At 62.3% G+C, this 13,138-nt stretch carries 11 protein-coding genes; 7 read left to right on the top strand and 4 right to left on the bottom strand.

Annotated elements, in window-relative coordinates:
- Positions 1-346: 346 nt before the first annotated feature.
- Positions 347-1,660: a CpaF family protein gene (locus ACM5SV_RS05215; protein ID WP_419425106.1), complete on the top strand. Its 1,314-nt coding sequence runs from the start codon at positions 347-349 to the stop codon at positions 1,658-1,660.
- 130 nt (positions 1,661-1,790) lie between these two features.
- Here the strand turns inward: ACM5SV_RS05215 and ACM5SV_RS05210 are convergent, their stop codons facing one another.
- From ACM5SV_RS05210 to ACM5SV_RS05195, 4 genes are read right to left on the bottom strand one after another with little or no spacing between them, the layout of a single operon-like run.
- Positions 1,791-2,336 carry a sarcosine oxidase subunit gamma family protein gene (locus ACM5SV_RS05210; RefSeq protein WP_113547794.1) on the bottom strand — a complete coding sequence of 182 codons (546 nt, stop codon included), beginning with the start codon at positions 2,334-2,336 and terminating at the stop codon, positions 1,791-1,793.
- Entirely contained in the window at positions 2,329-5,286 is a 2,958-nt protein-coding gene (locus tag ACM5SV_RS05205; protein ID WP_222052294.1) for a sarcosine oxidase subunit alpha family protein, read from the bottom strand. Before ACM5SV_RS05205 ends, ACM5SV_RS05210 begins: the two co-directional genes overlap by 8 nt.
- Positions 5,283-5,564 (bottom strand): sarcosine oxidase subunit delta, encoded by a 282-nt coding sequence (locus ACM5SV_RS05200; RefSeq protein ID WP_017996899.1) that lies wholly within the window; start codon positions 5,562-5,564, stop codon positions 5,283-5,285. Before ACM5SV_RS05200 ends, ACM5SV_RS05205 begins: the two co-directional genes overlap by 4 nt.
- An 11-nt stretch (positions 5,565-5,575) precedes the next feature.
- Positions 5,576-6,826 carry a sarcosine oxidase subunit beta family protein gene (locus tag ACM5SV_RS05195; protein WP_419425105.1) on the bottom strand — a complete coding sequence of 417 codons (1,251 nt, stop codon included), beginning with the start codon at positions 6,824-6,826 and terminating at the stop codon, positions 5,576-5,578.
- An 86-nt stretch (positions 6,827-6,912) separates the two neighbouring features.
- Here ACM5SV_RS05195 and ACM5SV_RS05190 point away from each other — a divergent pair, with 86 nt between their 5' ends.
- The 6 genes from ACM5SV_RS05190 (at position 6,913) to glnT (ending at position 13,091) form a co-directional block, all read left to right on the top strand.
- Complete coding sequence (locus ACM5SV_RS05190; protein ID WP_017996901.1) at positions 6,913-7,872, top strand: GlxA family transcriptional regulator; 960 nt, start codon at positions 6,913-6,915, stop codon at positions 7,870-7,872.
- Positions 7,873-7,951: 79 nt separating this feature from the next.
- Positions 7,952-8,635: a helix-turn-helix domain-containing protein gene (locus ACM5SV_RS05185; protein WP_222058932.1), complete on the top strand. Its 684-nt coding sequence runs from the start codon at positions 7,952-7,954 to the stop codon at positions 8,633-8,635.
- Positions 8,636-8,723: 88 nt separating this feature from the next.
- A complete protein-coding gene (locus ACM5SV_RS05180) occupies positions 8,724-9,632 on the top strand; it encodes a class II glutamine amidotransferase (RefSeq protein ID WP_221961434.1) in 909 nt (302 codons plus the stop codon).
- A 38-nt stretch (positions 9,633-9,670) separates the two neighbouring features.
- On the top strand, positions 9,671-10,357 hold the full coding sequence (locus ACM5SV_RS05175) for a GXGXG domain-containing protein (RefSeq protein ID WP_027665463.1): 687 nt from the start codon (positions 9,671-9,673) through the stop codon (positions 10,355-10,357).
- 14 nt (positions 10,358-10,371) lie between these two features.
- Positions 10,372-11,700 carry an FMN-binding glutamate synthase family protein gene (locus ACM5SV_RS05170; RefSeq protein ID WP_003548137.1) on the top strand — a complete coding sequence of 443 codons (1,329 nt, stop codon included), beginning with the start codon at positions 10,372-10,374 and terminating at the stop codon, positions 11,698-11,700.
- An 83-nt stretch (positions 11,701-11,783) separates the two neighbouring features.
- Positions 11,784-13,091, top strand: coding sequence for a type III glutamate--ammonia ligase (glnT, locus tag ACM5SV_RS05165; RefSeq protein WP_012763164.1), 1,308 nt, complete (start codon positions 11,784-11,786; stop codon positions 13,089-13,091).
- Positions 13,092-13,138: the final 47 nt, after the last annotated feature.

Here is a 13,138-nt window from a genome sequence, read left to right as displayed (position 1 = left end):
TCTTCCCCGGCGGCCAACGTTTGTTGAGCAACACCATTAAGACCCAAGAGTGCGCCCAAGGCCAGCCCTCCGTCAAGCAAACGAAACGAAGGGTTCCAATTGTCTTGGAGGCATCAGCGACAAAGTCGCAGTTGACGCCGGGTTTTTTTAACTAACCTTTTGAACAGGCTGAAGTTTTACCTGTGGAGAAGAAGTTTTTGATGGTCCTTCGCGGCTTCGTCTACTGCTCCATAATTGGCCAATTCTTTCAAAGCGATAGAAGAGAAGGCGTACCGCGGGCAGAATCACCGCCCGCACGGCACCCGACCATGGCGTTGTTTGATGATCTGGATTAAGCTTTCCTGAAATGGTGGGTATCGCCCGCCAGTCGATCCGGAGAGAGAACGATGGAAACGATGAGCAGCATCTTAATACTTGGATTGGTCCTCATTCCATTGATGATGTTCTTTCCGACCGCGGTTCAGATGATGGCGACGCTGTTCGGCATGAGCACGGTCCTGGTCGGGATGCCGCTCTGATGAAGGCCGTATCCGACGACGCTGCCGAACAGGCCACCTTCCAGGTCCTGACCCGGGCGCTGGACAAGCTGCTTGGGCCGATCCGTTTTCTCCTCGATGATCCGAGCGTGTCCGAAATCCTGATCAACGGCACATCCGACATTTTCGTCGAAAGGCGAGGCAAGCTCGAACGCGCCGATACGCGTTTCGCCAGTCGTGAGGATCTGGAATCGGCCGCGCGCAGCATCGCGCAGTTCTCAGGCAAGCGGCTGACGCCGGAGGAACCGAGCATCGAGGCGCGTCTGCCGGATGGTTCGCGCGTGCAGATGATCCAGCCGCCCGCGTCGCGCACCGGGCTCTGCATCTCCATCCGCCGTTTTTTGAAAGAACATCGCAGCATCCATGATCTCGTCACCCAGGGCAGCCTGACCGACGAGTCGCTGACGCTGCTGCAGGCGGCCGTTGGGCTGCAAAAGAACGTCATCATCTCGGGCGGCACCGGCACCGGCAAGACGACGATGCTGAACGCACTGTCGGAAGCCTTTGCCGACCACGAGCGCATCATCGTCATTGAAGACACGTCCGAACTGCAGATCCGTAAGGAACACGTGGTCTATCTCGAAGTGACGAAGCCCGATCGGTTCGGCCGCGGCGGCGCCAGCATCCGCGACCTGTTCCGCTCGTCGCTGCGCATGCGGCCCGACCGGGTCATCGTCGGCGAGTGCCGCGGCGGCGAGGCGCTCGATATGATCCAGGCAATGACATCAGGTCACAGCGGCAGCCTTTCGACGGTGCATGCGAACACACCCTATGACTCCCTGCACCGGCTGGAAACGCTGGCGCTGATGTCTGATATCGACATGCCGCTTCGGCCGCTGCGCGCCCAGATCGCCTCGGCGGTCGACGTCGTCGTGCAGATCGCCCGCTTCAAGCGCACAGGAAGGCGCCGGGTGGTCGAGATTTCCGAGATCAAGGGCCTGAACAATGACGGCCAGTATATCGTCGAAAGCATCTACAAGCTCGAGGGCGACGGCCATTCCAATCCCGACGGCGCACTGCTGTGGACCGGTGTAGTACCGAGCTTTGCCGCCGATGCGCTGGAGGAGCTGCAAGGCGCGGCGCGCCCCGAATGGGTCGGCGCCGCCTCGCTGCATACAGCTTGAAAACGATCGAAACCCGCCTCTAGACCAGGGTGATTTTGGGCCGGATCGGCCTAAAATCATCCTGGTCTACGTTATATAGTGAGAGCATGATGTCATCGGAAAACCTCACACTTTTCGGCATAATGCTCTGTCAGACGTCGTCCTTTTCAGCGCTCGCCGCCATATGCACGAGATCGTCCCAGAGGCTTTCGGCAAAACTGCGCAGGACCGTGAGTTCGAAGCTGTCATCGCCGGTGCGGACGATCTGCACGGAGAGATGACCGACCATCGTCATGGCCGAATGGCCTTCCGGAAAGACGGAAGGATCGAGATCGACGGCGGCCCCCCTTGAGAGAAGTGCGCGCGAAGAACGGCCGGAAACGCCGATACGCACGCGCCCGTGGCTCTGGTCCATGACGAAAGCCTTTCCCGCAAGTGCTGCCGCGAGAGCATGGAGGCTGGCGGGCACGAGCGGCTCGTCGCCGGCGACGAACCATTGCCGGAAGCCTGCCTTACGGATCGAACTTTTCGCAAAGCCTGCTTTCACCAATTCTGCGGCGAGCGCGGTGGGCTCGATTGCGCCGAGCACATGCAGGAGATGGCCCTCCGGCAAGGCTTCCAGCCGGACGCCCGCCCCTGAGATGCCTTTATATGCTGCCCCGGCCAGAACCGGCTTGTGTTGCGGAAGATCACGCATGGAGCTTCTCGTTTTCGGGATCGATGAAGACGGGATGGCAGAGCACCGCATCGGTGAATTCGTTGCGCAGGCCGTTCCAGACCGTCACCTTTTCACCGATGCGCTCCGGCCCACGCCTGACGAGCGCCAGGCCGATCGTATGGCCGAGCCCTGGCGAAAAGGCGCTTGAAGTGACGTAGCCTTGGTCGTTTTCGAGGGTCGCCGCAACGCCGTCGGCGAGAATATGCGAGCCGGTGCGGAAACCGGTCGCCGGATTAAGCGGCTTGACGCCGACAAGGCGCTGCCGCTCGGGATCCTGCAGCCCTTCGCGGGCAAGCAATGCCTTGCCGATGAAATCCGGCTTGGTTGATGAAACCATGCGGCCGAAACCGAGGTCGCCAGGCGTCACCGTGCCGTTGATTTCGGCATGGGTGACATGGCCCTTTTCGATGCGCATGACGCCGAGCGCTTCGGCGCCATAGGCGCAGATGCCATGTTTCTCGCCCGCCGCCATGATCGCATCCGCAACGCCTTCGCCGTAGCCGGCGGGCACCGCCAGCTCGTAGGCGAGTTCGCCCGAGAAGGAAATCCGGAAGAGCCGCCCTTCAAGTTGGCCGCCGAACAGGGAGACCTTGCGCGCGCTCATGAAGGGGAAGGCTGCATCCGACAAATCCTCGTCGACGATCTCCTGAAGAATGGCGCGCGACTTCGGCCCGGCAACGGCCATCTGCGCCCATTGATCGGTCGAGGAGGCGAAGCAGACGTCGAGTTCCGGCCAGAGCGTCTGGGCGCAGAATTCGAGATGGGTCAACACGCCGGCGGCAAGTGCGGTCGTCGTCGTCATGAAGAAATGCTCGTCACTGAACCGGCTGGTGGTGCCGTCATCATAGATGAAGCCGTCCTCACGCAGCATGATGCCGTAACGCGCCTTGCCGACAGCGAGCTTGGCGAAGCCGTTGCAATAGATGCGATCGAGGAAGGTCGCGGCATCCCTCCCTGATATTTCGATCTTGCCGAGGGTCGAGACGTCGCAGAGGCCGGCATTCTTCCGGATGTTCAGCACCTCGCGGTCGACGCTTTCACGCCATGTCGTCTCTCCGGCGCGCGGAAACCAGGCGGACCGGTACCAGAGGCCGGTTTCGACGAAGATCGCGCCATTCTTCTTAGCCCAGCCATGCAGCGGCGATTTGCGCGCCGGCTGGAAATGTTTGCCGCGCGACGCCCCGGTCAAGGCGCCGAAGGAAACCGGCGTGTAGAAGGGCCGGAAGGTCGTCGTTCCCACCTCGGCGGGTGACACGCCGCGTGCCTCGGCAAGGATGCCGATGGCGTTGATGTTGGAAAGTTTGCCCTGATCGGTCGCCATGCCTGATGTGGTGTAACGCTTGGCGAGCTCGACGTGACCGTAGCCTTCGCGGACGGCGAGGCCGAGATCCTTGAGATGCACGTCGTTCTGGTAATCGACGAAAGCCTTGCCCTTCGAGCCCTTGACCGACCAGAGCGGCTTTGCCTGTGCAGCCATCTCGAAAGCCGGTGCAAAGGCCGGCTCCGCCGCCGCGAAACCGATCGCCTTCAACGCGGCAGCTGCCTTTGCGGCGCCATCACCAAGGCAGGTCGCGGTTTGCGCCACGCCGGCAGCCGAGCCGGCAACGGTCAGACCTTCCTGCTGGACAGGCGCCAGAAACGCCGAGGCCTCGTCCGACCATTGCGGTTTCGCACCGCGATGGCAGGCAAGATGGATGATCGGGCTCCAGCCGCCCGACATGGCAAGCGCATCCGCGTCAATCCGGCGGATACCGCCTGCTGCCTCGACGCTGACGCCGCGCAGCCGCTTGCCGCCAAACGCGTCGATGACCCTGGCGCCCTTCAGCACTTCGGCGCGGCCCTGCCAGCTCGCGGCAGCATCGCCGCGGCTGTCGACGATCGCCGTAACTGCGAGGCCGGCGGCTTCGAGATCGGCGGCGGTACTGTAACCGGCATCGTTGGTGGTGAAGATGACGGTGCTTCTGCCGGGCGCGACCGCCTGCCGGTTGAGATAGCTGCGCATCGCGCCTGCCATCATCACACCGGGAATATCGTTGCCGCCGAAGACAAGCGGACGCTCCTCGGCGCCGGTCGCAAGGATCGCCTGGCGGGCGACGATGCGCCACAAGCGTTCGACGGGACGATCCGGATCGGGCATCGCCACATGCTTCTGCACCTGTTCGACGGCGCCAAAGACATTGTCGTCGTACCAGCCGAACACCGTCATGCGCGGCAGGCGGCGCACGTTCTCCAGGCTCGCCAGTTCGGCAAGCAGCGCGCCGAGAAGCGCATCCGCCGGCTTGCCGTCAATAGTGCCGCTGTCGGAAAGCAGGCTGCCGCCGAGTTCGGGTCCCTCGTCGGCGAGGACGACGCGCGCGCCGGCGCGGCCGGCGGTCAGCGCCGCGGCAAGACCGGAAGGACCGGCGCCGATCACCAGCAGATCGCAATGCGCCCAGCATTTCTCGTAGCTATCGGGATCGGCCTCGTAGGAAGCCCTGCCGAGGCCCGCCGCCTTGCGGATCACCGGCTCGTAGAGCTTTTCCCAGAGGGCCGCCGGCCACATGAAGGTCTTGTAGTAGAAGCCGGCACTGAGGAAGGGCGACAGCAGCCCGTTGACCGCGCCGACATCGAAGCCGAGCGAAGGCCAGCGGTTCTGGCTCTTTGCCGTCAGCCCCTGGTAGAGCTCGATCATCGTGGCGCGCGTATTCGGCTCGGTGCGCCCGCCGCTGCCCGTCGTTACCAGCGCGTTCGGTTCGGCAGCGCCCGCCGTCAGGATGCCGCGCGGGCGGTGATATTTGAAGCTGCGGCCGACGAGCTGGACGCCGTTGGCAAGCAGCGCCGAGGCGAGTGTATCGCCCGGATGGCCTTCGAGTGGCCTGCCGTCGAAAGTAAAACCGAGCGTCGTGGCGCGGTCGATGCGGCCGCCGGAGGAAAGACGGAAGCTCGTCATGCCGGTTCTCCGCCGAGCTTGGAAAGAGCGGCATCCCTGACGCCGTGGACCACATGGGTGACGGTATCGCGTTCGACGATCAGCCAGCGGCGGCATCCGGAAGAGTGGTGCCAATATTCGCTGTGCCGGCCTCTCGGATTGTCGCGCAGATAGACATAATCGAACCAGGCCGCCGCACCGGCATCCGGCGCCGGCCTGATAAGGCCGGCATCGCCGCGGATCGAGAACTCCTCCTTCGGTCGGGCGCCGCAATGGGGACAGGAAATCAAGCTCGCCATCTTAAATGTCCTCAGTGCAGATTGGGCTGGGCGCCGACGCCCTTTTCGTCGATCGGATAGCCGCGTGCGAAGCGGTCGAGCCGGAAGGCGCGGGCGGTCTGATGCGGCGCGTTGCGGGCGATCAGATGGGCGTAGCAGAAGCCAGAGGCGGGTGTGGCCTTGAAGCCGCCGTAACACCAGCCGGTGTTGAGATAGAGATTGTCGACATGGGTGCGGTCGATGATCGGCGAGCCGTCCATGCTCATATCCATGACGCCACCCCAGGAGCGCAGATAACGCACGCGCGACAGCGACGGAATCAGCGCCAGCCCGGCTTCGGCGACATGCTCGACCGAGGCGAGATTGCCGCGCTGGGCATAGGAATTGTAGCCGTCGATGTCACCGCCGAAGACCAGGCCGCCCTTGTCCGACTGGGACGCGTAGAAATGCCCGGCGCCGAAGGTGACGACTGTGTCGATGAACGGTTTCAGCCCTTCGGAGACGAAGGCCTGCAGCACATGGCTTTCGATCGGCAGGCGAAGGCCGGCCATATCGGCGACGACGGTGGAGTTGCCGGCGGCAGCAAGCGCCAGCTTGCCGCAGCCGATGAAGCCCTTGTTGGTCTCGACGCCGGTAATCTGACCGTTTTCGCTGCGGATGCCGGTCACCTCGCACTGGGTGATGATGTCGACGCCGCGCTGATCGGCGCCTCGCGCATAACCCCAGGCGACCGCATCGTGGCGCACCGTGCCGCCGCGCGGCTGGAACAGGCCGCCCATAATGGGGAAACGGGCATTGTCGAAATCGAGGAAGGGCAATTTCCTGCGTACCGCCTGCCGGTCGAGAAGCTCGGCGTCGACGCCATGCAGCCGCATGGCGTTGCCGCGGCGCGTATAGGCGTCGCGCTGCGCGTCGGAATGGAAGAGGTTGAGAACGCCGCGCTGCGAGACCATGGCGTTGAAGTTGAAGTCCTGCTCCAGCCCCTCCCAAAGTTTCATCGACAGCTCGTAGAACGGATTATTACCCGGCAGCAGGTAGTTCGAGCGGATGATCGTCGTGTTCCTGCCGATATTGCCGGAGCCGAGATAGCCCTTTTCGAGGACAGCGACATTGGTGACGCCGAACTCCTTGGCAAGGTAGTAGGCGGTGGCAAGACCATGCCCGCCGCCGCCGACGATGATGACGTCGTAATGCGGCTTCGGCGCCGGCTCGCGCCAGGCCGGCGCCCAGCCTTTGTTGCCGCGAAGGCCGTTCAGGAAAATCGAAAGAGCGGAATAGCGCATGGTCACTCCGGAAAGAACAGCTGCATGATGCCAGAAAGAGAAGGGCTGACTTGCACAGAAGGGACACAAATCGCTAAGAAAGAGACATGTCCTCTGTTGATAGTAGAAATGTCCAGAAAATCGGCTTCATCCTTATCCCGGGATTTGCGCTGATGTCCTATGCTTCGGCGACCGAACCGCTCAGGGCGGCAAATCTTTTGGCCGGACGCGAGATCTATCGACTGCAGATCTTCTCGCCCGATGGCGCGCCGGCGCTCTCCTCCTCGGGCACAAGCGTCCCCGCCGAGCCTCTCCCGGTCAGGGGCTCCGGGCTCGGAACGGCCTTCGTCTGCGCCGGCGGCTTGCCCCGCGACTGGCGATATCCTAGCGTACTTGCCTGCTTGCGGCAGCTGTCGCGCGAAGGGGTGAGGATCGGCGGCATCTCGGGCGGCCCCTATCTGATGGCCGCCGCCGGACTGCTTGGCCACCGCGACTTCACCATCCACTGGGAGCATGCCGCAGCCCTTCTCGAAGCCTTCCCGGACCTGACGCCGCGCCAGGCGCGCTTCGTGATCGACGGCAACCGGATCACCTGCGGCGGCGGCATCGCACCGCTCGACATGATGCATGTGCTGATCGCCGAGCGCATGGGGCCGGATTTCGCCCGCCGGGTCAGCGACTGGTATCTGCACACCGAGGTCAACGAGCCCGCTGCACCCCAGCGCGCCTCGCTGGCGCAGCGTTACGGCGTCCATCATTCCGGCCTGCTCAACGTTCTCGAACGGATGGAAGAGACGATCGAGATGCCGCTCGAGCGTGCCGCCATGGCGCGCATCGCCGGCGTCACCACCCGCCATCTCGACCGGCTCTTTTCGGCTCATCTCGGCACCACCTTTCTCGATCAGTACCGCAGGATCAGGCTGCAGCATGCCCATCGCCTGCTGAAGCAGAGCCCGCTTTCCGTCTCGGAAATCGCGGTGGCCACCGGTTTTTCCAGTCTGAGCCATTTTTCCCGGATGTTCCGTGCCGTCTACGGCATCGCTCCGCGCGCGGCGCGGCGGGAATAGGTTTTCTTCACGGTTGAGGAATTTTCACTATGACGATAGGGTTGCCTTGGGCAAAAGAGAAGGCGGCGGTAGAAAACCTATGAAATCCAAGCGCGAAGCGGCAGAGCAACCGGAACAGGCGCAGAGTGGACGCGCTCCCTTTTCCCAGGATCCGCACGCCGTCCGCGAGCCGAAGGAAAACAACCTCGAAATGGCGATAGGCCATGAGGTGCGCGCCTACCGCAAGAAACTCGGCATCACGGTCACCGATCTGGCGGCCGCGACCGGCATTTCACTCGGCATGCTGTCGAAGATCGAGAACGGCAACATCTCGCCGTCGCTGACGACGCTGCAATCGCTGTCGCGGGCGCTCGGCGTACCACTGACGGCCTTCTTCCGCCGTTTCGAGGAACCGCGCAATGCCGTCTTCGTCAAAGCGGGGCAGGGCATCGAACTCGAACGGCGCGGCACGCGCGCCGGCCATCAATATAATCTGCTCGGCCATATCGACAACAATACCAGCGGCGTCATCGTCGAGCCTTACCTCATCACATTGACGGCCGATTCCGACACCTTCCCGACCTTCCAGCACGAGGGCATGGAATTTCTCTACATGCTCGAAGGCGAAGTCGTTTACCGCCATGGCGACCAGCTTTTCCAGATGGAGCCGGGCGACAGCCTGTTCTTCGATGCCGATGCACCACATGGGCCGGAGCAGTTGGTCAAACTCCCGAGCAAATACCTCTCGATCATCACCTATCCTCAGCGGAGCTCGAAAAGCTGACTTGCCTTAAAAGAAAAAATCTTTCTTCCGAGTTGAAAACCGAAAACAGACCTGCTAGTCCTTTCTCAACACGAACGGAGGTCTGGTCATGTGCGGAATTGTGGGGCTCTTCCTCAAGGATAAAAGTCTCGAACCGGAGCTCGGGGCACTGCTGTCCTCGATGCTGATAACGATGACGGATCGGGGGCCGGACAGCGCCGGTATCGCGATCTATGGCGACGCCAGCGGCAGCAATGCCAAGATCACCATCCAGTCGGCCAATCCGAAGAAGGATTTCGCCGGCCTTGAGGCCGAGCTCGGCCAGGCGGTCGGCGCACCGGTCGCCATCCAGGTTAAGAGCACGCATGCCGTCATCACGCTTGCGAAGGATCTGCTCGATGCGGGCAAGGCAGCCGTTTCTGAATTGCGTCCCAACATCCGCATTATGAGCAGCGGCGACGCCATCGAGATCTACAAGGAAACCGGCCTGCCGAAGGATGTGGTCTCCCGCTTCGCGGTCAATTCAATGGCCGGCACCCACGGCATCGGCCATACCCGCATGGCGACGGAATCAGCCGTCACGACGCTCGGCGCCCACCCTTTTTCCACCGGCGCCGACCAATGCCTGGTGCATAATGGCTCGCTGTCCAACCACAACAATCTGCGCCGCGAGCTGAAGCGCGAAGGCATGACCTTCGAAACCGAAAACGACACCGAGGTCGCCGCCGCCTACCTGACGGCAGAGATGGCCAAGGGCAAGAATCTCGGCCAGGCGCTGGAAGGCGCGGTGGATGACCTCGACGGCTTCTTCACCTTCGTCGTCGGCACCAAGTCCGGCTTCGGCGTGGTGCGCGATGCGATCGCCTGCAAGCCCGCCGTCATGGCCGAAACGGAGCAGTATGTCGCCTTCGGTTCCGAATACCGGGCGCTCGTCAATCTGCCCGGCATCGAGAATGCCCGGGTCTGGGAGCCGGAGCCTGCAACCGTCTATTTCTGGGATCACCAGAAGGTCGCTTGACCGGCGCCTCATGCATATTCTCCAAGGGTTATCGAAACATGCCTGTCATTGATCTTGCCACTACGCCGTTGCGTGAACTCAACAGCGCCCTGCACAACATCCAGAACGGTTCGAACGATCTTTCCTTCGAAGTCGTCAATCCGCGCGGCAGCCATTCGGTTGCCGTCGGCATCGATGCGCCCGTCACGGTCGATGTGAAGGGGTCGGTCGGCTATTACTGCGCCGGGATGAACGACGGCGGGACCGTCACGGTTCACGGTTCGGCAGGTCCGGGTGTTGCAGAAAACATGATGTCTGGAACAGTCGTCATCGAGGGTGATGCCAGCCAGTATGCCGGCGCAACCGGCCGCGGCGGCCTCCTTGTCATCAAGGGCAATGCGGCATCGCGCTGCGGCATCTCGATGAAGGGCATCGACATCGTCGTTCATGGCAATATCGGCCATATGTCGGCCTTCATGGGCCAGTCCGGCCACCTCGTGGTGCTCGGCGATGCCGGCGATGCGCTTGGGGATTCGCTCTACGAGGCGAAGCTCTTCGTACGCGGTTCGGTCAAGAGCCTGGGTGCCGATTGCATCGAAAAGGAGCTGCGTCCCGAGCATCTGACGAAGCTGGCCGAACTTCTCGAAAAGGCGGGCGTGAGCGAAGTGAGGCCCGAGGAATTCAAGCGTTACGGCTCGGCCCGCAAGCTTTACAATTTCAATATCGACAACGCCGACGCGTATTAAGGCGAGGGACCATCATGAGCTATCACAACCCCTATACCCCGCCGCGCAAGTCCGCGACCTTCGACGATTACACGCTGGCGGAAATCCGCCGTGCGGCGGCAACCGGCATTTACGACATCCGTGGCGCCGGCACCAAACGCAAGGTTCCGCATTTCGATGACCTGCTTTTTCTCGGCGCATCGATCTCGCGCTATCCGCTCGAAGGTTACCGCGAAAAGTGCGACACGTCGGTCGTCCTCGGCGCACGCTTCGCCAAAAAGCCCATTCACCTGAAGACGCCGATCACCATTGCCGGCATGAGCTTCGGCGCGCTCTCCGGCAATGCCAAGGAAGCGCTCGGACGCGGCGCGACGATTGCCGGAACCTCCACCACGACAGGCGACGGCGGGATGACCGATGAAGAGCGCGGCCATTCGCAGACGCTGGTCTACCAGTATCTTCCGTCGCGATACGGCATGAATCCCAAGGACCTGCGTCGCGCCGATGCGATCGAAGTGGTTGTCGGTCAAGGCGCAAAGCCCGGCGGCGGCGGCATGCTGCTCGGCCAGAAGATCTCCGATCGCGTCGCCAACATGCGCAATCTGCCGAAGGGCATCGACCAGCGCTCGGCCTGCCGTCATCCGGATTGGACGGGCCCGGACGACCTCGAAATCAAGATCCTGGAACTGCGTGAGATCACCGACTGGGAAAAGCCGATCTATGTGAAGGTCGGTGGCGCGCGTCCCTATTACGATACCGCACTTGCGGTGAAGGCTGGTGCCGACGTGGTGGTGCTCGATGGCATGCAGGGCGGAACCGCCGCGACGCAGGATGTCTTCATCGAAAATGTCGGCATGCCGACGCTCGCCTGCATCCGCCCCGCCGTCCAGGCGCTGCAGGATCTCGGCATGCATCGCAAGGTGCAACTGATCATCTCGGGCGGCATCCGATCGGGCGCCGACGTGGCCAAGGCACTGGCGCTGGGTGCCGATGCCGTTGCCATCGGCACGGCGGCACTCGTTGCGATCGGCGACAACGATCCGCATTGGGAAGAAGAATACCAGAAGCTCGGCACGACGGCCGGCGCCTATGACGACTGGCACGAAGGCAAAGACCCGGCCGGCATCACGACGCAGGACCCGGAACTGATGAAGCGCCTTGATCCAATCGCCGCCGGCCGCCGTCTCGCCAACTATCTGAAGGTCATGACGCTGGAAGCCCAGACCATCGCGCGCGCCTGCGGCAAGAACCACCTGCACAACCTGGAACCGGAAGATCTTTGCGCGCTGACGATGGAGGCGGCCGCCATGGCCCAGATCCCGCTCGCCGGCACAAACTGGTATCCCGGCAAGGGAGGCTACTGATTTCTACTACCGGCCGGGCAAACGTCCCGGCCGTCTCGCATCCATAAGCAAAGTGTCTCCAAGAAATCCAAAGGGGAACGAGAATGACACTGGACCTTGCTGCTTTTGCCAAAGACAAAGGCATCAAATATTTCATGATCAGCTATACCGACCTGTTCGGTGGCCAACGCGCCAAGCTGGTCCCGGCAGAAGCCATTGCCGATATGCAGAAGGATGGCGCCGGCTTTGCGGGCTTCGCAACCTGGCTCGATTTGACGCCAGCCCATCCCGACCTGTTCGCGCTTCCCGATGCGTCCTCGGTCATCCAGTTGCCCTGGAAGAAAGACGTCGCATGGGTTGCAGCCGACTGCGTCATGAACGATCAGCCTGTCGAACAGGCACCGCGCGTGGTGCTGAAAAGACTGGTCGCTGAAGCTGCGAAAGAAGGGCTCCGGGTGAAAACCGGCGTGGAGCCCGAGTTCTTTCTGATTTCTGCGGACGGCTCGGTGATTTCGGACCAGTTCGATACCGCCGAGAAGCCTTGCTACGATCAGCAGGCCGTGATGCGTCGCTATGATGTCATCGCCGAGATCTGCGACTACATGCTCGAGCTCGGCTGGAAGCCCTATCAGAACGACCACGAGGACGCGAACGGCCAGTTCGAGATGAACTGGGAATATGACGACGCGCTTCAGACGGCAGACAAGCACTCCTTCTTCAAGTTCATGGTCAAGTCGGTCGCCGAAAAACACGGCCTTCGCGCCACCTTCATGCCGAAGCCCTTCAAAGGCCTGACCGGAAACGGCTGCCATGCCCATATTTCGGTCTGGGACATCGATGGCAAGGTCAACGCCTTTGCCGACAAGGAAATGGCCTTTGGGCTCTCCGCTCAGGGTAAAACATTCCTCGGCGGCATCATGAAGCACGCCTCCGCGCTCGCCGCGATCACCAATCCGACGGTCAATTCCTATAAGCGCATCAACGCGCCGCGCACGACATCGGGCGCGACCTGGGCGCCGAACACCGTGACCTGGACGGGCAACAACCGCACCCACATGGTGCGCGTGCCGGGACCTGGACGTTTCGAGCTGCGCCTGCCTGATGGTGCGGTCAATCCGTACCTGCTGCAGGCGATCATCATCGCGGCCGGCCTCGACGGCATCCGCAGCCAGGCAGACCCCGGCCGGCATTACGATATCGACATGTATGCCGAAGGGTATCTGGTGAAGGACGCGCCGCGCCTACCGCTCAACCTGCTCGACGCGCTGCGCGCCTATGATGCAGACGAGGGCTTGAAGCAGGCGATCGGGGCCGAGTTTTCCGCCGCCTATCTCAAGCTCAAGCATCAGGAATGGAATGCTTTCTGCTCGCATTTCACCCAGTGGGAACGCGACAGCACGCTCGACATCTGAACGGACGGGCGTTCTGAAGACACGCTGATGCGCCGGAGCAGACAAGC

Source organism: Rhizobium sp. CRRU65 (assembly GCF_048551595.1).
GTDB lineage: Bacteria > Pseudomonadota > Alphaproteobacteria > Rhizobiales > Rhizobiaceae > Rhizobium > Rhizobium leguminosarum_J.
The sequence above is the reverse complement of the archived record's forward strand: the minus strand, read 5'-3'. Positions and strand labels throughout refer to the sequence as shown.